Here is a 23133-nt window from a genome sequence, read left to right as displayed (position 1 = left end):
AGGGGCATTTTATGGAGGATCCGCACTGTTACACTGATGTTAATTAGTACGGCATCCCCACCTCATAACGTTGACCCGACCGGGCAAAAAACAAAAAAGGTCAGGCAGCGACAACCCACTGCAAAGGGTTAAAACAACAAACATCACAATTGGAGCAGAATAATGCGTATTTCCTTGAAAAAGTCAGGGATGCTGAAGCTTGGTCTCAGCCTGGTGGCTATGACCGTCGCAGCAAGTGTTCAGGCTAAAACTCTGGTTTATTGCTCAGAAGGATCTCCGGAAGGGTTTAACCCGCAGCTGTTTACCTCCGGCACCACCTATGACGCCTCTTCCGTCCCGCTTTATAACCGCCTGGTTGAATTTAAAATCGGCACCACCGAAGTGATCCCGGGCCTCGCTGAAAAGTGGGAAGTCAGCGAAGACGGTAAAACCTATACCTTCCATCTGCGTAAAGGTGTGAAGTGGCACGACAATAAAGAATTCAAACCGACGCGCGAAATGAACGCCGATGACGTGGTGTTCTCGTTCGATCGTCAGAAAAACGCGCAAAACCCGTACCATAAAGTTTCTGGCGGCAGCTACGAATACTTCGAAGGTATGGGCTTGCCGGAGCTGATCAGCGAAGTGAAAAAGGTGGACGATAACACCGTTCAGTTTGTGCTGACTCGACCGGAAGCGCCGTTCCTCGCTGACCTGGCAATGGACTTCGCCTCTATTCTGTCAAAAGAATATGCTGACGCGATGATGAAAGCCGGTACACCGGAAAAACTGGACCTCAACCCAATCGGAACCGGTCCGTTCCAGTTACAGCAGTACCAAAAAGATTCCCGTATCCGCTACAAAGCGTTTGATGGCTACTGGGGCACCAAACCGCAGATCGATACGCTGGTCTTCTCTATTACCCCTGATGCTTCCGTGCGTTACGCGAAATTGCAGAAGAATGAATGCCAGGTGATGCCGTACCCGAACCCGGCAGACATCGCTCGCATGAAGCAGGATAAATCCATCAACCTGATGGAAATGCCGGGGCTGAACGTCGGCTACCTCTCGTATAACGTGCAGAAAAAACCGCTGGATGACGTGAAAGTTCGCCAAGCACTAACCTACGCGGTGAACAAAGACGCGATCATCAAAGCGGTTTATCAGGGCGCGGGTGTATCAGCGAAAAACCTGATCCCGCCAACCATGTGGGGCTATAACGACGACGTTCAGGATTACACCTACGATCCTGAAAAAGCGAAAGCCTTGCTGAAAGAAGCGGGTCTGGAAAAAGGTTTCTCCATCGACCTGTGGGCGATGCCGGTACAACGTCCGTATAACCCGAACGCTCGCCGCATGGCGGAGATGATTCAGGCAGACTGGGCGAAAGTGGGCGTGCAGGCCAAAATCGTCACCTACGAATGGGGTGAGTACCTCAAGCGTGCGAAAGATGGCGAACATCAGACGGTAATGATGGGCTGGACTGGCGATAACGGGGACCCGGATAACTTCTTCGCCACCCTGTTCAGCTGCGCCGCCTCTGAACAAGGTTCTAACTACTCAAAATGGTGCTACAAACCGTTTGAAGATCTGATTCAACCGGCGCGTGCTACCGACGACCATAACAAACGCGTTGAACTGTACAAGCAAGCGCAGGTGGTGATGCACGATCAGGCTCCGGCACTGATCATCGCTCACTCCACCGTGTTTGAACCGGTACGCAAAGAAGTCAAAGGCTATGTGGTTGATCCATTAGGCAAACATCACTTCGAAAACGTCTCTATCGAATAATTAAAAGCCATACAAGACTGATGGCAAAGGCAAAACTGCCTGATGTGCTCCGCTTATCAGGCCTACGAAAATTCTGCAATGTATTGAATTTGCACGATTTTGTAGGCCGGATAAGGCGTTAACGCCGCATCCGGCATAAACAAAGCGCACTTTGTCAACAATCTGTATACCCGGTGGCGCTGTGCCTCTGCGTGCAGCGCCATCCGGCAGCAATACTTCATTCTCTGTCCGACAAGGGCGGGAATTGATTTGTGAGCAATACAGACACGCAGTTCCAGGCTGCGAGTCACTATAGAGAATCCGGGTTATGTTGCAGTTTATTCTCCGACGTTTGGGACTCGTCATCCCCACGTTTATCGGTATTACCCTTCTCACATTTGCCTTTGTCCACATGATCCCGGGCGATCCGGTGATGATCATGGCAGGCGAACGTGGGATCTCCCCTGAGCGTCACGTGCAGCTGCTGGCTGAACTCGGCTTAGATAAACCGATGTGGCAGCAGTATCTCCATTACATTTGGGGCGTAATGCACGGCGATCTAGGCATTTCAATGAAAAGCCGAATTCCAGTATGGGAAGAGTTCGTGCCGCGCTTTCAGGCCACGCTGGAACTTGGCGTCTGCGCGATGATTTTTGCTACGGCAGTCGGTATTCCGGTTGGTGTGCTGGCTGCGGTTAAACGCGGTTCCATTTTCGATCACACTGCAGTTGGCCTGGCGCTGACCGGCTACTCGATGCCGATCTTCTGGTGGGGCATGATGCTGATCATGCTGGTTTCGGTGCACTGGAACCTGACGCCCGTCTCCGGTCGCGTGAGCGATATGGTGTTCCTCGATGACTCCAATCCGTTAACCGGTTTTATGCTAATCGACACCGCCATCTGGGGTGAAGACGGCAACTTTATCGATGCCGTCGCCCATATGATCTTGCCCGCCATTGTGCTGGGTACTATTCCGCTAGCGGTCATTGTGCGTATGACACGCTCCTCGATGCTGGAAGTGCTGGGCGAGGATTACATCCGCACCGCGCGCGCCAAAGGGCTAACCCGCATGCGGGTGATTATCGTCCATGCGCTGCGTAACGCGATGCTGCCGGTAGTGACCGTTATCGGCCTCCAGGTGGGAACATTGCTGGCGGGGGCGATTCTGACCGAAACCATCTTCTCGTGGCCCGGTCTGGGGCGCTGGTTGATTGACGCACTGCAACGCCGCGACTATCCGGTAGTGCAGGGCGGCGTATTGCTGGTGGCGACGATGATTATCCTCGTCAACTTGCTGGTCGATCTGCTGTACGGCGTGGTGAACCCGCGTATTCGTCATAAGAAGTAAGGGGACATCATGTCACAGGTTACTGAAAATAAAGTGATTAGCGCACCGGTGCCGATGACCCCGTTACAGGAGTTCTGGCACTATTTTAAACGCAACAAAGGCGCGGTCGTCGGGCTGGTTTACGTCGCCATCGTGCTGTTCATCGCGATCTTTGCCAACTGGATTGCGCCTTATAACCCGGCGGATCAGTTCCGCGATGCGCTGCTCGCCCCGCCAGCCTGGCAGGAAGGCGGCAGTATGGCACACTTGCTGGGCACCGATGACGTCGGTCGTGATGTGCTGTCGCGGCTGATGTACGGCGCGCGTTTATCGCTGCTGGTTGGCTGTCTGGTGGTGGTGTTGTCGCTGATTATGGGCGTTATTCTCGGCCTGATCGCCGGTTACTTCGGCGGCCTGGTTGATAACATTATCATGCGCGTGGTCGATATCATGCTGGCGCTGCCAAGTCTGCTGTTGGCACTGGTGCTGGTGGCGATTTTCGGCCCGTCGATTGGTAACGCCGCGCTGGCGCTGACCTTCGTTGCCTTGCCGCACTATGTGCGCTTAACCCGCGCCGCCGTGCTGGTGGAGGTGAATCGCGATTACGTCACCGCCTCTCGCGTGGCAGGTGCCGGGGCGATGCGCCAGATGTTTATTAACATCTTCCCGAACTGCCTTGCGCCGCTGATTGTTCAGGCGTCGCTCGGTTTCTCTAACGCCATTCTCGATATGGCTGCTCTTGGTTTCCTCGGCATGGGGGCACAGCCGCCAACGCCTGAGTGGGGCACCATGCTCTCCGACGTGTTGCAGTTCGCGCAAAGCGCCTGGTGGGTCGTGACCTTCCCTGGTCTGGCGATCCTGTTGACGGTGCTGGCATTTAACCTGATGGGTGACGGTCTGCGTGACGCGCTCGATCCCAAACTAAAGCAGTAAGAGGTTCGAGATGGCGTTATTAAATGTAGATAAATTATCGGTGCATTTCGGCGACGAAAGCGCACCGTTCCGCGCCGTAGACCGCATCAGCTACAGCGTAAAACAGGGCGAAGTGGTCGGGATTGTGGGTGAGTCCGGCTCCGGTAAGTCGGTCAGTTCACTGGCGATTATGGGGCTGATTGATTATCCGGGCCGCGTAATGGCAGAAAAACTGGAGTTTAACGGCCAGGATTTGCAGCGTATCTCAGAAAAAGAGCGCCGCAACCTGGTGGGTGCCGAAGTGGCGATGATCTTCCAGGACCCGATGACCAGCCTTAACCCGTGCTACACCGTGGGTTTCCAGATTATGGAAGCGATTAAAGTGCATCAGGGCGGCAACAAAAGTACCCGCCGTCAGCGGGCGATTGACCTGCTGAATCAGGTCGGTATTCCCGATCCGGCTTCGCGTCTGGATGTTTACCCGCATCAGCTTTCCGGCGGCATGAGCCAGCGCGTGATGATCGCCATGGCGATTGCCTGTCGGCCAAAACTGCTGATTGCCGATGAACCGACCACCGCGCTGGACGTGACCATTCAGGCGCAAATCATCGAACTACTGCTGGAGCTACAGCAGAAAGAGAACATGGCGCTGGTGTTAATTACCCATGACCTGGCGCTGGTGGCGGAAGCTGCGCATAAAATCATTGTGATGTATGCAGGTCAGGTAGTAGAAACGGGCGATGCACACGCCATCTTCCATGCGCCGCGTCACCCGTATACTCAGGCATTGCTGCGTGCGCTGCCAGAATTTGCTCAGGACAAAGAACGTCTGGCGTCGTTGCCAGGTGTTGTTCCCGGCAAGTATGACCGCCCGAACGGCTGCCTGCTTAACCCGCGCTGCCCCTATGCCACTGACAGATGTCGCGCTGAAGAACCGGCGCTGAATATGCTCGCTGATGGGCGTCAGTCCAAATGCCATTACCCACTTGATGATGCCGGGAGGCCCACACTATGAGTACGCAAGAGGCCACCTCGCAACAACCGCTGTTGCAGGCTATCGACCTGAAAAAACATTATCCGGTGAAGAAAGGCATGTTCGTGCCGGAACGTCTGGTGAAGGCGCTGGACGGCGTTTCGTTTAACCTTGAACGTGGCAAAACGCTGGCAGTAGTGGGCGAATCTGGCTGCGGTAAATCGACCCTCGGTCGGTTGCTGACGATGATCGAAACGCCCACCGGCGGCGAGCTGTATTATCAGGGGCAGGATCTGCTCAAGCACGATCCGCAGGCGCAGAAGCTGCGTCGGCAGAAAATCCAGATCGTCTTCCAGAATCCCTACGGTTCGCTGAATCCGCGTAAGAAAGTTGGGCAAATTCTCGAAGAGCCGCTGCTTATTAACACCAGCTTAAGCAAAGAACAGCGTCGGGAAAAAGCCCTGTCGATGATGGCAAAAGTCGGCCTGAAAACCGAGCACTATGACCGCTATCCGCACATGTTTTCCGGCGGACAACGTCAGCGTATCGCTATTGCCCGTGGTCTGATGCTCGACCCGGATGTGGTGATTGCCGATGAGCCGGTTTCTGCGCTGGACGTCTCAGTGCGTGCGCAGGTGCTGAATCTGATGATGGATTTGCAGCAGGAGTTGGGGCTTTCTTATGTCTTTATCTCCCACGACCTGTCGGTTGTGGAGCACATTGCTGATGAAGTGATGGTGATGTACCTAGGCCGCTGCGTGGAGAAAGGAACGAAGGACCAAATCTTCAATAACCCGCGCCATCCGTACACCCAGGCGCTGCTCTCCGCGACGCCACGCCTGAACCCGGACGATCGTCGTGAACGCATCAAACTCACCGGTGAACTGCCAAGCCCGCTGAATCCTCCGCCGGGTTGCGCCTTCAACGCCCGCTGTCGTCGGCGCTTCGGCCCCTGCACCCAGTTGCAGCCGCAGCTAAAAGACTACGGAGGTCAACTGGTAGCTTGTTTTGCTGTTGATCAGGATGAAAATCCGCAGCGTTAACTCACAAAACCGGGGCCATGCGCTCCGGTTTACTCAATCAGCTTCAACAGTGGCGACAAGCATAGCAAAATGCCGTAAAGCAGAATCAGCCAGGCTTTAAATCCGCGAAGTTTTTCCAGTTGTGCGACTTTATAGATCAGGAAAAACGGAATGAGGCACGACACAATGCCATATAACGGGCTTCCCAACTGAAAGAACACCAGCACTGATACACGAAACGAAACCCAAATCGTCAACGTAATGACGATAAAAGCGCAGATCGCCAGAGTCAGCATGCGTGAGTTAATTTTCTTGGTATCAATAATTCGGCTTAACAGATTGAGAATAATGCCTTTAATAGCCTCGTGGAAACCGAGATAAATGCCAAAGAATGCGGTCAGTACGGCAAAGATATTCAGCACCGTAGAGGTGATATGAATGATATGTCCAGGGATCACCTGCGCGGCCAGTGCCAGTGCCGAGATATTTTGTTCAAAGGCAGAAACGGCTTCTTCGTGGCTAATTGAGAAGGTAAACGAAAAGGCAAAAAACAGGATCACCGCGATGAGCGTGATATAACTAATTCGGTGGGTACGCAGCGCGAGCCGGGTTGCCAGTACTTTATCTGCTTCCCGTTTACGATAGGCAATATTCATTGGGTTAAGTACCTGAATAAATACCGCAGAAAAGAAGCAAAATGGAATGGTAAGCAGGACATCGCGGAAAAAGACGGAGGCTTGCGGGAAGGCGGTTATATTGGCGAAATTCCAGTGCGGGATCATCGCAAAACCGAACACGACAATAATCCCTACTTTGACCACCACCATTGGCCCAGAAATCTTAAACAGTAATCGTTCACCACCAGACGCAATCGCTATCAGTACGGCGAAAATAGCGACTTTATAAAGTAGAGATTGTGAAAGATCGGCATCGGTTAAACCGAAGGTTTTCAGGTACGAGGCGCTGTCGAAAACCACGGAGAGAGAGTAGATAAAAATCCCGTGGATAATCATCAAAAAGTAGATAACCCCGAGGAAAATTCCCCAGTTCTTCCCCAGGTAATGACTGATAATATCGGTGTAGTCATTACAGGAATCGCTTTCAGAAAGGGTTTTTAAATAAATGTCCTGCACTACCCAGGTGACAGGATAAGCAATGATCGCTGCGGTAATAAATACCCAAATTCCCTTCAAGCCAATTTGTACTGGCATCAGCACGGTTCCGGCACCAATCGCCATGCCTATGCATAATAAAACCCAGCCGAAGTCGTAGCGTGTAAACGGCAATTTCTGATTGTGTTTCGATAGTGTGTTGTGCTGCATAAAGTCCTGTCCAGAAAGAAGTCGGCCTCGCAAAAATGAATAAACCCAGTTTCTCTTGCGCAACAGGTGGAGAAGTCGAATACGCAGTATGTAAAAAATGAGGCAACAGATTCACTGGGGAGGTCGCGAGGAGGCGCAATTCTACAAAATTGCGCATTTCACTACCAGTCTGGAGTCAGCCCGGATATGAACTGCAACTATTGCAAATAAAGAAATTAAGCTGGAAGGCATCGCGCAATGAGGAAGATTGCCGGGTGCTGACAGTAAAAAGCAATCGTAGAATCAGCGTCAAGCCGGAAGGATTCCGGTGAGGCGCAATGTTGCGGGGGCTTAATCCCTGGTGGCATTGGTTGCTGGAGAGAGAAAACCCCCGCACGTTGCAGGTATGTACCTGACAACATAACGGGGGCTAATCTTGAACCTAGACCACTCAAGAATAGCCGCGAAACGTTGTCATTACAACACAGGCGGCTATATGACGCTCGCAGAGCTGGGCATGGCCTTCTGGCATGATTTAGCGGCTCCGGTCATTGCTGGCATTCTTGCCAGTATGATCGTGAACTGGCTGAACAAGCGGAAGTAGCGTGTCATGTGGGCGTCAGGCTGCCGTAATGGCAATTTGCGCCCGGACCAGGCCGCAGGGGTGAAACTCTGCGGCCTTTTTCGTAAGAAAAATGCAACGGTTGCAAGCGGATAATATTCTGCGGAATGCGCAGCACAGAGTGAAGATGAGACGGATTCCGGAACAGAAAAACAGTCGTAGAATCAGCGTCAAGCCGGAAGGATTCCGGTGAGGCGCAATGTTGCGGGGGCTTAATCCCTGGTGGCATTGGTTGCTGGAGAGAGAAAACCCCCGCACGTTGCAGGTATGCACCTGACAACACCACGGGGGCCATTCTTGCATCCAAACAATACAAGAATAGCCGCGAAACGTTGTCATTACAATACAGGCGGCTATATGACGTTCGCAGAACTGGGCATGGCCTTCTGGCATGATTTAGCGGCTCCGGTCATTGCTGGTATTCTTGCCAGTATGATCGTGAACTGGCTGAACAAGCGGAAGTAACGTGCCATGCGGGCGTCAGGCTGCCGTAATGGCAATTTGCGCCCGGACCAGGCCGCAGGGGTGAAACTCTGCGGCCTTTTTCGTAAGAAAAATGCAACGGTTGCAAGCGGATAATATTCTGCGGAATGCGCAGCACAGAGTGAAGACGTGACGGATTCCGGAACAGAAAAACAGTCGTAGAATCAGCGTCAAGCCGGAAGGGTTCCGGTGAGGCGCAATGTTGCGGGGGCTTTATCCCTGGTGGCATTGGTTGCTGGAGAGAGAAAACCCCCGCACGTTGCAGGTATGCACCTGACAACATCACGGGGGCCATTCTTGAACCTGAACAACTCAAGAATAGCCGCGAAACGTTGTCATTACAACACAGGCGGCTATATGACGCTCGCAGAACTGGGCATGGCCTTCTGGCATGATTTAGCGGCTCCGGTCATTGCTGGCATTCTTGCCAGTATGATCGTGAACTGGCTGAACAAGCGGAAGTAACGTGTCATGCGGGCGTCAGGCTGCCGTAATGGCAATTTGCGCCCGGACCAGGCCGCAGGGGTGAAACTCTGCGGCCTTTTTCGTAAGAAAAATGCAACGATTGCACGCGGATAATATTCTGCGGAATGCGCAGCACAGAGTGAAGACGTGACGGATTCCGGAACAGAAAAACAGTCGTAGAATCAGCGGCAAGCCGGAAAGGTTCCGGTGAGGCGCAATGTTGCGGGGGCTTTATCCCTGGTGGCATTGGTTGCTGGAGAGAGAAAACCCCCGCACGTTGCAGGTATGCACCTGACAACATCACGGGGGCTAATCTTGAACCCAAACAACTCAAGAATAGCCGCGAAACGTTGGCATTACAACACAGGCGGCTATATGACGCTCGCAGAACTGGGCATGGCCTTCTGGCATGATTTAGCGGCTCCGGTCATTGCTGGCATTCTTGCCAGTATGATCGTGAACTGGCTGAATAAGCGGAAGTAACGTGTCATGCGGGCGTCAGGCTGCCGTAATGGCAATTTGCGCCCGGATCAGGCCGCAGAGGTTAAACTCTGCGGCCTTTTTCGTGCTTACTGCGGGTAAGGCACCCAGTCGCCGCCGTTCAGGCGAACGTACGGTTTATCTTGGTATTGAATAACTACTGCATTTGAGTTCTCGGAGACCGGTGCTGTTTGTGGCAACCCACTGGTGAGTTTTTTCCAGTCAACATTGTCTTCGGTGAAAATCTTGCCATCAAGAACGCGAACCACCAGATCGGAGATAGCCAGGAAGCTGCTCGGTTGGTCAATGACAATCGGTGCCCCCTGATGTGGTGCCTTCATGCCGAAGAATTTCACCCCAACGGGGACGTCTGTGATAGACGGGCTAGGGATATCACGTAGGCCAGATACCTGCATTCTGTCGCCCTTCAGCGCGCCGCCGTGTTCCGGCACCACGACCACCATCACTTTACGACCCGATTTCTCCAGTTCAGTAAAGAAGGCGTCCAGTTCATCAAAGAATTTCTGCGCCCGCGCTTTGTAATCCGCTGTTTTGCTGACCCCCGGATAATGGTTGCCGTCATGCAGTGGAAGCGTGTTGTAGAACGTGGCACTACGGCTGTTTTTATCTTTTTCGGTAACGTCCAGCCAGCGGTTAAGCACGGCGGTATCGTCATAAACCGGCGAACCATCAAAGCCCAGCAAAATAACCGGCAGATTTGTTTGATCCATCAATTCAGTCTGCATGCCGCCATTTTCGCGAACTTCTTTCAAAAAACCGCCGAACTGGCCGTTATGTCCCATCATCAGGTGCTGGGTAAAGCCCAGTTTCGAAAGGTTATCAAACAGATAGCAGTCGTTATTTGCCGGTTGATACAGATTAGTGTGCGAAGTCTGCCCGCAGCTGGCGCGCAGTAAACGGATCGCCGCCGGGCCACTGTAGGAGGTGGCGGAGTTAAAGTTCTTGAAATCAATATCGAAATGCGACCACAGTGGATGCGACATCAACCCGGCGGCTTCTATATCCGACCAGGAAAGCGAACAGATGTTAATCACCAGTAGTTCAAATGGCTGAGCATCAGCGGGCAGCGAAGACGGGAAGGTCGATTTACGTTTCGCCTCCGCGTTATAGAAATTATTCAGCCAGGCGTTAAGGTTCGCCGTTGTTGGCGGTGCAGTTTGTGCGGGCATATCACCCACTACCGGTGCGCCACCCGTCGCCGCAACGGTTGCCGCTGCGTTACCACCCGTCGTTGTTACAGTGGTCGTCGGTTGTCCGGCTGGCCACAAGGAGAAACTTGGTCCCGCCAGGGTAAGTACGTTCAGCCATAGCAGTATGGCAACCACAAAAACGGTAATGCGAATCCATTGTGACAGGAATAACCAGGCCACTAATAAAACAAAAATGGCCCCAATCATCTGCCAGTTAATAAAGCGTGTGACAAGGTCGATTAAATAATCGGTACTGAACCCCGCCACCTGCGAACCCTGGCTCATTATGCTTTCCGGGCCAGGCAACCAGATGTCATGCCAGAACAAAGCAAAGCCGATCGGCAGGGCAATCCAGTGGCGCAAGCGATGCAGGCTGTAACGCGGAATGGGCATCAGCAGAAACGCGGCAAACACCAAATTGAGGAGCGGGTGGAAGTTAAGATATCCCGCCCACAACAGGCCAAACTTAACCAGAAAATAGAAGTTCCAGCCGGAAAGGCCGCGCCAGTATTGCCAGAGGGAAGAAGGCATGGCGGTATTTTGCGTAAATTGAGTCATTTTTTGGTTGCCCTGGCTTTTTCCGTGCGGCGTAACGTCCCGGCCGGTTTAACATAACGAGGTTTAGCAAAGAACAAACGTAAGGTGTCGCGAATGCGTCGCAAAGAGTGCCGCGCCAGATAGCCCAGCGGGAAAAATATCAGTGCGCAAACGATAATAATTTCAATGATATCGCTGATGGTCATCATGATGAGCGCTCCACAGCATCATCTAACAGTCGCATGGGTTCTGGTATTCGTCGCCAGTGGCGACCATCGTGCTCGGCATTGATGACCGGTTTAGAACTTTGCGTTAAAGGCAGCGGCATTCCCCATTGTTCTGGGGCAAGCAGGCGCATCTGCACCAGCTCGGCACTGATTTGATCATCTTCAAACCAGACCATACGGTTTGAGAAAATGTCGCCAGTAGGCAATGGGAAAATATGATTCAACGCGGTATCCAGATCGTTAATCCGACAGAATGAGAGAAACAGCACCAGCCGATTACCGCCAATGGTCATGATATCGCCGGTACGGTTAGGGCGACATAGCGTCAGGGCTTGCTCAACGCGGATACCCGGTACCGGACGTAGGGCAACCAGAACGCCTTTACCGTGGGCAGGCAAGAGAGGGTTATTCATCATGTTGTTGACGGCATTACAGAACACATCCCACTTCTGGAAACCACGCAGTTTGAGCGGCTGGGTCATTGACAGCAAGGTAGTGATATCTTCCGGTACATAGCGACTAAACTTCTGCCCTTGCACGCTTTCGATCATCGTCAGACAACGGGAGAGTGGCGCATTCCACGGAATAACCATATTTGCACCGCAGGCCAATAACAAACGTTCATCGGTGGCGCGCAGGCTAGCGGTATTTTCCCGCACGAGGATTTTCATCGCACTACCGCGCTGGCGACGCAGGGTATGAATGCTGCGGGCCAGTGGCTCGATTTGCGCATTTTGCTGTAAAGAAAAGACCACCGTCGCCGCCTGAGCGGTACGGGCTTCATTGAACAGGACTTCGTTATTGTTGAACAGTTGCCAGTGTTCCGATAGCGGCGGCGCACCTTCCAGTACAGCAACATTACTCAGAATGCGTTTTTCGTCGCTGCGTGGTTGGATCTCCGCCTCTTCGCTTTGAACTAATGTCCAGATACCATTTTGTTGCTGAACGCTAAGCTGCTGACGGGCGCTGACCCCTTTTTCGTTGCACCAGAAGGCAATATCCAGCAAATGTTGGTCACCCTGAAAACGCAAACTGGCAAGACCAAAAAGTGAACGGTATTCCTCAAGCAACAATGAAAATTGTTTATCGTTATTATTTCCGGGATTAATTACCAAAAGCGAACAATGGTTTAACCTGCTCCATTTATTCATTTTATCCAACCATGAGCGAAGCCGCTCGGCAGGAATATTTTGCCATGCGTTATTTGCGCAAACAAGAATAAAAAGGTAATTATGGGGATCAATAGAACACTGCAAATCACGGGCCAAATAGTATAGACCTTTTTCATGATTTAGCATTGAAAATAATTTTATTTTTTCCGGCCCTTGAGAATCATCTAATTGAAAGATTTTCGCCGGATCGCTGTCCATGCTAATGACCGCGACGTGTGCGGTTTCAGCCTGGGATGCAATTGTTTGATTCGCCAGACTGATAGCATCTTCATGGCGATCGACGTTAAACCACCAGACGCCGCCTGCTGGCATATGTCGCAGCTCATCCCATAATGATGAGATACCGATAGAGAATACAGGGTCCACAATGTCCCTCATGTCACCATTTTGTCTGATTATCAGTTTACTAGCGAAAGCTAAGAAATAAACCTACCATTGAAATTAAAACTTATCAGATTTAGCATGTGAATCAATTTAGAAGGTCACAAGACGTGTGATTTTAGTCTTTTCGTTTTTAACCGGTAATGCTGCCAACTTACTGATTTAGTGTATGATGGTGATTTTAAGGTGCTTGCGTGGCTTCCATTTCCATCAGATGTCCTTCCTGCTCCGCTACTGAAGGCGTGGTGCGTAACGGCAAAAGCACTGCCGGACATCAGCGCTATCTCTGCTCTCATTGCCGTAAAACATGGCAACTACAGTTCACTTACACCGCCTCTCAGCCCGGTACGCACCAGAAAATCATTGATATGGCCATGAATGGCGTCGGATGTCGCGCCAGTGCACGCATTATGGGCGTTGGCCTCAACACGGTTTTACGTCACTTAAAAAACTCAGGCCGCAGTCGGTAACCTCGCGCATACAACCGGGCAGTGATGTGATTGTCTGCGCTGAAATGGACGAACATTGGGGCTACGTCGGTGCTAAATCACGTCAGCGCTGGCTGTTTTACGCGTATGACAGGATACGGAGGACGGTTGTGGCGCACGTCTTCGGTGAACGCACTCTGGCCACACTGGAGCGTCTTCTGAGCCTGCTGTCGGCCTTTGAGGTCGTGGTATGGATGACGGATGGCTGGCCGCTGTATGAATCACGCCTGAAGGGAAAGCTGCACGTTATCAGCAAGCGTTACACTCAGCGCATTGAGCGACATAATCTGAATCTGAGACAACATCTGGCAAGGCTGGTACGGAAGTCACTGTCGTTCTCAAAATCGGTGGAGCTGCATGACAAGGTCATCGGGCATTATCTGAACATAAAACACTATCAGTAAGTTGGAGTCATTACCGGCTATATCTTCCAGAATGATATTGTGGCGTTAAAGCAGGCATTTTCACTGCCTGATATTGATTATGCCGATATTTCCCAACGCGAACAGTTGGCCGCGGCATTAAAACGCTGGCCGTTGCTGGCAGAGTTTGCGCAACAAAAGTAGGGGATTGGTGAATGGCCGTACTGGGATTGCAGGGGGTGCGGGGAGGCGTGGGGACAACAACCATCACCGCCGCATTAGCCTGGTCATTACAAATGTTGGGAGAAAATGTCCTGGTGGTCGATGCCTGCCCGGACAACTTGTTGCGCCTGTCATTTAATGTTGATTTTACCCACCGTCAGGGCTGGGCCAGAGCGATGCTGGATGGCCAGGACTGGCGTGACGCTGGGTTGCGCTACACCTCGCAGCTCGATTTGCTGCCTTTTGGTCAGTTATCCATTGAAGAACAAGAAAATCCACAGCACTGGCAAACCCGGCTGAGCGATATTTGCTCCGGCTTACAGCAACTAAAAGCCAGCGGGCGTTACCAGTGGATTTTAATCGACTTACCGCGTGATGCCTCGCAGATAACCCACCAGCTGCTGAGTTTGTGCGAGCACTCGCTGGCAATCGTCAATGTGGATGCCAACTGCCATATCCGACTGCATCAGCAAGCGCTGCCGGATGGCGCACATATTTTGATTAATGACTTCCGTATTGGCAGTCAGGTTCAGGACGATATTTACCAGCTTTGGTTGCAAAGCCAGCGCCGATTACTGCCGATGCTCATTCATCGTGATGAAGCGATGGCTGAATGCCTGGCGGCTAAGCAACCAGTAGGTGAATATCGCAGTGATGCGCTGGCGGCTGAAGAGATACTGACGCTGGCGAACTGGTGCCTGTTGAACTACTCCGGGCTGAAAACGCCAGTCGGGAGTGCATCATGAGTATCCTGACCCGGTGGTTGCTTATCCCGCCGGTCAACGCGCGGCTTATCGGGCGTTATCGCGATTATCGTCGTCACGGTGCGTCGGCTTTCAGCGCGACGCTCGGCTGTTTCTGGATGATCCTGGCCTGGATTTTTATTCCGCTGGAGCACCCGCGCTGGCAGCGTATTCGCGCAGAACATAAAAACCTGTATACGCATATCAACGCCTCGCGTCCGCGTCCGCTGGACCCGGTCCGTTATCTCATTCAAACATGCTGGTTATTGATCGGTGCATCGCGCAAAGAAACGCCGAAACCGCGCAGCGGGCATTTTCAGGTCTGCAAAATATTCGTGGACGTTACCATCAATGGATGAACGAGCTGCCTGAGCGCGTTAGCCATAAAACACAGCATCTGGATGAAAAAAAAGAGCTCGGTCATTTGAGTGCCGGGGCGCGGCGGTTGATCCTCGGTATCATCGTCACCTTCTCGCTGATTCTGGCGTTAATCTGCGTTACTCAGCCGTTTAACCCGCTGGCGCAGTTTATCTTCCTGATGCTGCTGTGGGGGGTAGCGCTGATCGTACGGCGGATGCCGGGGCGCTTCTCGGCGCTAATGTTGATTGTGCTGTCGCTGACCGTTTCTTGCCGTTATATCTGGTGGCGTTACACCTCTACGCTGAACTGGGACGATCCGGTCAGCCTGGTGTGCGGGCTTATTCTGCTCTTCGCTGAAACGTACGCGTGGATTGTGCTGGTGCTCGGCTACTTCCAGGTAGTATGGCCGCTGAATCGTCAGCCGGTGCCATTGCCGAAGGATATGTCGCTGTGGCCGTCAGTGGATATCTTTGTCCCGACTTACAACGAAGATCTCAATGTGGTGAAAAATACCATTTACGCCTCGCTGGGTATCGACTGGCCGAAAGACAAACTGAACATCTGGATCCTCGATGACGGCGGCAGGGAAGAGTTTCGCCAGTTTGCGCAAAACGTGGGGGTGAAATATATCGCCCGCACCACTCATGAACATGCGAAAGCGGGCAACATCAACAATGCGCTGAAATATGCCAAAGGCGAGTTCGTGTCGATTTTCGACTGCGACCACGTACCAACGCGATCGTTCCTGCAAATGACCATGGGCTGGTTCCTGAAAGAGAAACAGCTGGCGATGATGCAGACTCCACACCACTTCTTCTCGCCGGACCCGTTTGAACGCAACCTGGGACGTTTTCGTAAAACGCCGAACGAAGGCACGCTGTTCTATGGTCTGGTGCAGGATGGCAACGATATGTGGGACGCCACTTTCTTCTGCGGTTCCTGTGCGGTGATTCGTCGTAAGCCGCTGGATGAAATTGGCGGCATTGCTGTCGAAACCGTGACTGAAGATGCGCATACTTCTCTGCGTTTGCACCGTCGTGGCTATACCTCCGCGTATATGCGTATTCCGCAGGCGGCGGGGCTGGCGACCGAAAGTCTGTCGGCGCATATCGGTCAGCGTATTCGCTGGGCGCGCGGGATGGTATAAATCTTCCGTCTCGATAACCCGCTCACCGGTAAAGGACTGAAGTTTGCTCAGCGGCTGTGCTACGTCAACGCCATGTTCCACTTCTTGTCGGGCATTCCACGGCTGATCTTCCTGACTGCGCCGCTGGCGTTCCTGCTGCTTCATGCCTACATCATCTATGCGCCAGCGTTGATGATCGCCCTATTCGTGCTGCCGCATATGATCCATGCCAGCCTGACCAACTCGAAGATCCAGGGCAAATATCGCCACTCTTTCTGGAGTGAAATCTACGAAACGGTGCTGGCGTGGTATATCGCACCACCGACGCTGGTGGCGCTGATTAACCCGCACAAAGGCAAATTTAACGTCACCGCCAAAGGTGGACTGGTGGAAGAAGAGTACGTCGACTGGGTGATCTCGCGGCCCTACATCTTCCTTGTTCTACTCAACCTGGTGGGCGTTGCGGTAGGCATCTGGTGCTACTTCTATGGCCCGCCAACCGAGATGCTCACCGTGGTCGTCAGTATGGTGTGGGTGTTCTACAACCTGATTGTTCTTGGCGGCGCAGTTGCGGTATCGGTAGAAAGCAAACAGGTACGCCGATCGAACCGCGTGGAGATGACGATGCCCGCGGCAATTGCCCGCGAAGATGGTCACCTCTTCTCGTGTACCGTTCAGGATTTCTCCGACGGTGGTTTGGGGATCAAGATCAACGGTCAGGCGCAGATTCTGGAAGGGCAGAAAGTGAATCTGTTGCTTAAACGCGGTCAGCAGGAATACGTCTTCCCGACCCAGGTGGCGCGCGTGATGGGTAATGAAGTTGGGCTGAAATTAATGCCGCTCACCACCCAGCAACATATCGATTTTGTGCAGTGTACGTTTGCCCGTGCGGATACATGGGCGCTCTGGCAGGACAGCTACCCGGAAGATAAGCCGCTGGAAAGTCTGCTGGATATTCTGAAGCTCGGCTTCCGTGGCTACCGCCATCTGGCGGAGTTTGCGCCTTCTTCGGTGAAGGGCATATTCCGTGTGCTGACTTCTCTGGTTTCCTGGGTTGTATCGTTTATTCCGCGCCGCCCGGAGCGGAGCGAAACGGCACAACCATCGGATCAGGCTTTGGCTCAACAATGATGATAACGCGATGAAAAGAAAACTATTCTGGATTTGTGCAGTGGCTATGGGGATGAGTGCGTTCCCCTCTTTCATGACGCAGGCGACGCCAGCAACGCAACCACTGATCAATGCTGAGCCAGCTGTAGCCGCCCAGACGGAACAAAATCCGCAGGTGGGGCAAGTGATGTCAGGCGAGCAGGGAGCTGATGCCCCCATCGTGGCGCAGAACGGTCCTTCGCGTGATGTGAAGCTGACCTTTGCGCAAATCGCGCCGCCGCCGGGCAGCATGGTGCTACGTGGTATTAACCCGAACGGCAGCATTGAGTTTGGTATGCGCAGCGATGAAGTGGTGACGAAGGCGATGCTCAACTTCGAATACACGCCATCGCCATCGTTACTGCCTGTCCAGTCGCAGTTAAAGGTTTATCTCAATGATGAGCTGATGGGCGTGCTGCCAGTGACCAAAGAACAGTTGGGTAAAAAAACGCTGGCGCAAATGCCCATTAATCCACTGTTTATTACCGACTTCAACCGTGTGCGGCTGGAGTTTGTCGGCCATTATCAGGACGTGTGCGAAAACCCGGCCAGCACCACGCTTTGGCTGGATGTTGGGCGGAGCAGTGGACTGGATCTGACCTATCAGACCCTGAATGTGAAGAATGACCTGTCACACTTCCCGGTGCCATTCTTTGACCCGCGCGATAACCGTACTAACACCTTGCCGATGGTCTTTGCGGGTGCGCCGGATGTTGGGCTGCAACAAGCATCTGCCATTGTCGCCTCGTGGTTTGGTTCGCGTTCTGGCTGGCGTGGGCAGAACTTCCCGGTGCTCTATAACCAATTGCCGGATCGCAATGCCATTGTCTTTGCAACCAACGACAAACGGCCGGACTTCCTGCGCGATCATCCGGCGGTAAAAGCCCCGGTGATTGAGATGATTAACCATCCGCAGAATCCTTACGTCAAACTGCTGGTGGTGTTTGGTCGTGACGACAAAGACCTGTTGCAGGCAGCGAAAGGTATCGCTCAGGGTAACATTCTGTTCCGTGGTGAAAGCGTGGTAGTGAATGAAGTGAAACCGCTGCTACCGCGTAAGCCGTACGATGCGCCGAACTGGGTACGTACCGATCGTCCGGTCACATTTGGCGAACTGAAAACCTATGAAGAACAGTTACAATCCAGCGGCCTTGAGCCAGCAGCGATTAACGTTTCGCTAAACCTGCCGCCGGATCTCTACCTGATGCGCAGTACCGGCATTGATATGGATATTAATTACCGCTACACCATGCCGCCGGTGAAAGACAGTTCGCGGATGGATATCAGCCTGAATAACCAGTTCCTGCAATCCTTCAACCTGAGCAGCAAACAGGAGGCGAACCGTCTGCTGCTGCGTATTCCGGTATTACAAGGTTTGCTGGATGGCAAAACAGATGTCTCTATTCCGGCGCTGAAACTGGGCGCGACCAACCAGCTGCGCTTCGACTTTGAGTATATGAACCCGATGCCAGGCGGTTCGGTAGATAACTGTATTACCTTCCAGCCGGTGCAGAATCATGTGGTGATTGGTGACGATTCCACCATCGACTTCTCGAAGTATTACCACTTCATCCCGATGCCGGATCTACGCGCCTTTGCTAACGCGGGCTTCCCATTCAGCCGGATGGCGGATCTGTCGCAAACCATCACCGTGATGCCGAAAGCGCCTAACGAAGCACAGATGGAAACGTTGCTGAATACTGTTGGTTTTATCGGCGCACAGACGGGCTTCCCGGCGATTAATCTGACGGTGACCGATGATGGCAGCACCATTCAGGGCAAAGATGCCGACATCATGATCATCGGTGGTATCCCGGACAAACTGAAAGACGATAAGCAGATCGACCTATTGGTGCAGGCGACCGAAAGCTGGGTGAAAACACCGATGCGCCAGACCCCGTTCCCCGGCATTGTGCCGGACGAGAGCGATCGCGCGGCAGAAACCCAGTCAACGCTGACCTCTTCCGGTGCGATGGCGGCGGTGATTGGCTTCCAGTCGCCGTATAACGACCAGCGCAGCGTGATTGCGCTGTTGGCAGATAGCCCACGCGGTTATGAAATGCTTAACGATGCGGTGAACGATAGCGGCAAACGCGCCACCATGTTCGGTTCGGTCGCGGTGATCCGCGAGTCCGGTATCAACAGCCTACGTGTTGGCGACGTTTATTACGTAGGTCATCTGCCGTGGTTCGAGCGCTTGTGGTATGCGCTGGCAAACCATCCGATTCTGCTGGCGGTGCTGGCGACTATCAGTGTGATATTGCTGGCATGGGTACTGTGGCGTCTGCTGCGAATTATTAGTCGTCGTCGTCTTAACCCGGATAACGAGTAATTGAAGATGAATGTGTTGCGTAGTGGAATCGTGACGATGCTGTTGTTGGCTGCCTTTAGTGTTCAGGCAGCCTGTACCTGGCCTGCCTGGGAGCAGTTTAAAAAGGATTACATCAGTCAGGAAGGGCGCGTCATCGACCCCAGCGACGCGCGCAAAATCACCACCTCCGAAGGGCAAAGTTACGGTATGTTCTTTGCCCTGGCGGCTAACGACCGTGCAGCTTTCGATAATATTCTCGACTGGACGCAGAACAATCTCGCTCAGGGTTCTTTAAAAGAACGTTTGCCCGCCTGGCTGTGGGGCAAGAAAGAGAACAGTAAGTGGGAAGTGCTGGACAGCAATTCGGCCTCCGATGGTGATGTCTGGATGGCCTGGTCGTTGCTGGAGGCGGGGCGTTTGTGGAAAGAGCAGCGTTATACCGACATCGGCAGCGCGTTGCTAAAACGTATCGCGCGGGAGGAAGTGGTGACGGTGCCTGGGCTGGGTTCCATGTTGTTACCGGGCAAAGTGGGTTTTGCTGAGGATAACAGCTGGCGTTTTAACCCCAGCTACATGCCGCCGACGCTGGCGCAGTATTTCACCCGCTTTGGCGCGCCGTGGACCACGCTGCGCGAAACCAATCAACATTTATTGCTGGAAACCGCCCCGAAAGGCTTTTCGCCAGACTGGGTGCGCTATGAGAAAGACAAAGGCTGGCAGCTAAAAGCCGAAAAAACATTGATCAGCAGCTACGACGCTATCCGCGTTTACATGTGGGTAGGCATGATGCCTGACAGCGATCCGCAAAAAGCGCGGATGCTCAACCGGTTTAAACCGATGGCGACATTCACTGAGAAAAACGGTTATCCGCCGGAAAAAGTGGATGTGGCTACGGGGAAAGCGCAGGGTAAAGGACCGGTCGGTTTTTCTGCCGCCATGCTGCCTTTTTTACAAAACCGCGATGCGCAGGCAGTTCAGCGCCAGCGCGTGGCCGATAACTTTCCCGGCAGCGATACCTATTACAACTATGTGCTGACCCTGTTTGGACAAGGCTGGGATCAACACCGTTTCCGCTTCTCGACAAAAGGTGAGTTATTACCTGACTGGGGCCAGGAATGCGCAAATTCACACTAAACATATTCACGCTTTCCCTCGGTCTGGCCGTCATGCCGATGGTCGAGGCAGCACCAACCATCAGCAGACCCTGCGGATGGACAGCGGCAACACTAATGCCGTGCGCGGGCTGGCGAATATTTACCGCCAGCAGTCGCCAGAAAAAGCTGAAGCGTTTATCGCCTCGCTCTCTGCCAGCCAGCGGCGCAGCATTGATGATATCGAACGCAGCCTGCAAAACGACCGTCTGGCACAGCAGGCAGAGGTACTGGAAAACCAGGGCAAATGGGCGCAGGCGGCAGCACTTCAGCGGCAACGACTGGCGCTGGGCCCCGGCAGCGTATGGATTACTTACCGACTTTCGCAGGATCTCTGGCAGGCCGGACAACGCAGCCAGGCCGATACGTTAATGCGCAATCTGGCGCAGCAGAAGCCGAACAACCCGGAGCAGGTTTACGCTTACGGGCTGTACCTCTCAGGTCACAACCAGGACAGAGCGGCGCTGGCGCATATCAACAGCCTGCCGCGCGCGCAGTGGAACAGCAATATTCAGGAGCTGGTTAATCGACTGCAAAGCGATCAGGTGCTGGAAACCGCTAATCGCCTGCGAGAAAGCGGCAAAGAGGCTGAAGCGGAAGCGATGCTGCGTCAGCAACCACCTTCCACGCGTATTGACCTCACGCTGGCTGACTGGGCGTAACAACGACGTGATTACACCGCCGCCCGCACTGCATATCAGAATGTCCTGACGCGGGAGCCAACTAACGCCGATGCCATTCTTGGTCTGACGGAAGTGGATATTGCTGCCGGTGACAAAGCGGCGGCACGTAGCCAGCTGGCGAAACTGCCTGCCACCGATAACACCTCGCTGAACACTCAGCGGCGCGTGGCGCTGGCACAGGCGCAGCTTGGAGATACCGCAGCGGCGCAGCAGACGTTTAATAAGTTGATCCCGCAGGCAAAATCTCAGCCACCGTCGATGGAAAGCGCGATGGTACTGCGCGACGGTGCGAAGTTTGAAGCGCAGGCGGGCGATCCAAAGCAGGCGCTGGAAACCTACAAAGACGCCATGGTCGCATCCGGTGTGACTACGACGCGTCCGCAGGATAACGACACCTTTACCCGACTGACCCGTAACGACGAGAAAGATGACTGGCTGAAACGCGGCGTGCGCAGCGATGCGGCGGACCTCTATCGCCAGCAGGATCTTAACGTCACCCTTGAGCACGATTACTGGGGTTCGAGCGGCACCGGTGGTTACTCCGATCTGAAAGCGCACACTACCATGTTGCAGGTGGATGCGCCGTATTCTGACGGGCGGATGTTCTTTCGCAGTGATTTCGTCAATATGAACGTCGGCAGTTTCTCCACTAATGCCGATGGCAAATGGGATGACAACTGGGGCACCTGTACATTACAGGACTGTAGCGGCAACCGCAGCCAGTCGGATTCCGGTGCCAGCGTGGCGGTCGGCTGGCGAAATGACGTCTGGAGCTGGGATATCGGTACCACGCCGATGGGCTTCAACGTGGTGGATGTGGTCGGCGGCATCAGTTACAGCGATGATATCGGGCCGCTGGGTTACACCGTTAACGCCCACCGTCGGCCCATCTCCAGTTCTTTGCTGGCCTTTGGTGGGCAAAAAGACTCCCCGAGCAATACCGGGAAAAAATGGGGTGGCGTACGTGCCGACGGTGTGGGGCTAAGTCTGAGCTACGATAAAGGTGAAGTAAACGGCGTCTGGGCATCGCTTAGTGGCGACCAGTTAACCGGTAAAAATGTCGAAGATAACTGGCGCGTGCGCTGGATGACGGGCTATTACTATAAGGTCATTAACCAGAACAATCGCCGCGTCACAATCGGCCTGAACAACATGATCTGGCATTACGACAAAGATCTGAGTGGCTACTCACTCGGTCAGGGCGGTTACTACAGTCCGCAGGAATACCTGTCGTTTGCCATACCGGTGATGTGGCGGGAGCGCACGGAAAACTGGTCGTGGGAGCTGGGGGCGTCTGGCTCGTGGTCGCATTCACGCACCAAAACCATGCCGCGTTATCCGCTGATGAATCTGATCCCGACCGACTGGCAGGAAGAAGCTGCGCGGCAATCCAACGATGGCGGCAGCAGTCAGGGCTTCGGCTACACGGCGCGGGCATTACTTGAACGACGTGTTACTTCCAACTGGTTTGTTGGCACGGCAATTGATATCCAGCAGGTGAAAGATTACGCACCCAGCCATTTCCTGCTCTACGTACGTTATTCCGCCGCCGGATGGCAGGGTGACATGGATTTACCGCCGCAGCCGCTGATACCTTACGCCGACTGGTAAGTTTTCAGATAGCGCCTCTCTTAATGCCGCTGCGATCGGGTATACTCGGGCGGCAATCTGGGATT

The 23133-nt window shown here is 53.4% G+C and carries 17 protein-coding genes, 2 pseudogenes and 3 other annotated features; of the genes and pseudogenes, 15 read left to right on the top strand and 4 right to left on the bottom strand.

The annotated features are described in order from the left end of the window. Positions 1-162 precede the first annotated feature (162 nt). The 5 genes from dppA to dppF all read left to right on the top strand — a co-directional run bounded on the left by dppA (position 163) and on the right by dppF (position 6004). The gene (dppA, locus tag SF3579) at positions 163-1770 is read left to right on the top strand and encodes a dipeptide transport protein (RefSeq protein ID NP_709323.1); all 1608 of its coding nucleotides are present in this window, start codon (positions 163-165) and stop codon (positions 1768-1770) included. 307 nt (positions 1771-2077) lie between these two features. Continuing rightward, a complete protein-coding gene (gene dppB, locus SF3578; protein NP_709322.1) occupies positions 2078-3097 on the top strand; it encodes a dipeptide transporter permease DppB in 1020 nt (339 codons plus the stop codon). 9 nt (positions 3098-3106) lie between these two features. Next, the gene (gene dppC, locus SF3577) at positions 3107-4009 is read left to right on the top strand and encodes a dipeptide transporter (RefSeq protein ID NP_709321.1); all 903 of its coding nucleotides are present in this window, start codon (positions 3107-3109) and stop codon (positions 4007-4009) included. Positions 4010-4019: 10 nt separating this feature from the next. Beyond that, positions 4020-5003, top strand: a complete 984-nt coding sequence (gene dppD / locus SF3576; RefSeq protein ID NP_709320.1) for a dipeptide transporter ATP-binding protein — start codon at positions 4020-4022, stop codon at positions 5001-5003. Then, positions 5000-6004 (top strand): dipeptide transporter ATP-binding protein, encoded by a 1005-nt coding sequence (gene dppF / locus SF3575; RefSeq protein ID NP_709319.1) that lies wholly within the window; start codon positions 5000-5002, stop codon positions 6002-6004. The genes dppD and dppF overlap by 4 nt, the downstream gene beginning before the upstream one ends. 29 nt (positions 6005-6033) lie before the next feature. On the opposite strand, the gene yhjV is transcribed toward dppF, so the two are convergent. Beyond that, complete coding sequence (gene yhjV, locus SF3574; RefSeq protein NP_709318.2) at positions 6034-7305, bottom strand: transporter protein; 1272 nt, start codon at positions 7303-7305, stop codon at positions 6034-6036. Between the two features lie 823 nt (positions 7306-8128). Between yhjV and SF3573 the strand changes: the two genes are divergently transcribed. From SF3573 to SF3571, 3 genes are all read left to right on the top strand, one after another. Further along, complete coding sequence (locus SF3573) at positions 8129-8371, top strand: hypothetical protein (RefSeq protein NP_709317.1); 243 nt, start codon at positions 8129-8131, stop codon at positions 8369-8371. A 207-nt stretch (positions 8372-8578) separates the two neighbouring features. Further along, on the top strand, positions 8579-8854 hold the full coding sequence (locus tag SF3572) for a hypothetical protein (protein NP_709316.1): 276 nt from the start codon (positions 8579-8581) through the stop codon (positions 8852-8854). Positions 8855-9061: 207 nt separating this feature from the next. Continuing rightward, positions 9062-9337 (top strand): hypothetical protein, encoded by a 276-nt coding sequence (locus SF3571; protein NP_709315.1) that lies wholly within the window; start codon positions 9062-9064, stop codon positions 9335-9337. 86 nt (positions 9338-9423) lie between these two features. Here the strand turns inward: SF3571 and yhjU are convergent, their stop codons facing one another. From yhjU to yhjS, 3 genes are read right to left on the bottom strand one after another with little or no spacing between them, the layout of a single operon-like run. Further along, positions 9424-11103: a hypothetical protein gene (yhjU, locus tag SF3570; protein ID NP_709314.1), complete on the bottom strand. Its 1680-nt coding sequence runs from the start codon at positions 11101-11103 to the stop codon at positions 9424-9426. After that, positions 11100-11291, bottom strand: coding sequence for a hypothetical protein (gene yhjT / locus SF3569; RefSeq protein NP_709313.1), 192 nt, complete (start codon positions 11289-11291; stop codon positions 11100-11102). The genes yhjU and yhjT overlap by 4 nt, the downstream gene beginning before the upstream one ends. After that, positions 11288-12859, bottom strand: a complete 1572-nt coding sequence (gene yhjS, locus SF3568; protein ID NP_709312.1) for a cellulose biosynthesis protein BcsE — start codon at positions 12857-12859, stop codon at positions 11288-11290. The genes yhjT and yhjS overlap by 4 nt, the downstream gene beginning before the upstream one ends. A gap of 142 nt (positions 12860-13001) precedes the next feature. Continuing rightward, positions 13002-13769 (top strand) — a mobile genetic element. On the opposite strand from yhjS, the gene insA reads away from it, so the two are divergent. The 7 genes and pseudogenes from insA (at position 13057) to yhjL (ending at position 23068) form a co-directional block, all read left to right on the top strand. Continuing rightward, positions 13057-13332, top strand: coding sequence for an insertion element IS1 protein InsA (insA, locus tag SF3567; RefSeq protein NP_709311.1), 276 nt, complete (start codon positions 13057-13059; stop codon positions 13330-13332). (Overlaps the previous feature by 276 nt.) Continuing rightward, positions 13359-13754, top strand: a complete 396-nt coding sequence (gene insB, locus SF3566) for an insertion element IS1 protein InsB (protein NP_709310.1) — start codon at positions 13359-13361, stop codon at positions 13752-13754. It lies within the feature at positions 13002-13769. Before the next feature lie 158 nt (positions 13770-13927). Next, a complete protein-coding gene (gene yhjQ / locus SF3565; RefSeq protein ID NP_709309.1) occupies positions 13928-14680 on the top strand; it encodes a cell division protein in 753 nt (250 codons plus the stop codon). Further along, positions 14629-17294: a sequence feature (Similar to Escherichia coli K12 cellulose synthase gi: 2367240 (889 aa). BLAST with identity of 98% in 888 aa. This CDS contains an in-frame stop codon. The sequence has been checked and is believed to be correct.), on the top strand. (Overlaps the previous gene by 52 nt.) Then, positions 14629-17294 (top strand): annotated as a pseudogene (gene yhjO, locus SF3564). Its footprint overlaps the feature before it by 2666 nt. The gene yhjQ and the pseudogene yhjO overlap by 52 nt, the downstream one beginning before the upstream one ends. Positions 17295-17334: 40 nt before the next feature. Beyond that, positions 17335-19644, top strand: coding sequence for a cellulose synthase regulator protein (yhjN, locus tag SF3563; protein ID NP_709308.2), 2310 nt, complete (start codon positions 17335-17337; stop codon positions 19642-19644). 6 nt (positions 19645-19650) lie between these two features. Continuing rightward, positions 19651-20757: an endonuclease III gene (locus tag SF3561a; RefSeq protein YP_008439289.1), complete on the top strand. Its 1107-nt coding sequence runs from the start codon at positions 19651-19653 to the stop codon at positions 20755-20757. Then, positions 20711-23068 (top strand) — a sequence feature (Similar to Escherichia coli K12 oxidoreductase subunit gi: 2367239 (1167 aa). BLAST with identity of 98% in 785 aa. This CDS contains deletion. The sequence has been checked and is believed to be correct.). It overlaps the preceding gene by 47 nt. Next, positions 20711-23068, top strand: a pseudogene (yhjL, locus tag SF3562). (Overlaps the previous feature by 2358 nt.) The gene SF3561a and the pseudogene yhjL overlap by 47 nt, the downstream one beginning before the upstream one ends. Positions 23069-23133 lie beyond the last annotated feature (65 nt).

Source organism: Shigella flexneri 2a str. 301, from assembly GCF_000006925.2.
GTDB lineage: Bacteria > Pseudomonadota > Gammaproteobacteria > Enterobacterales > Enterobacteriaceae > ECMA0423.
The sequence above is the reverse complement of the archived record's forward strand: the minus strand, read 5'-3'. Positions and strand labels throughout refer to the sequence as shown.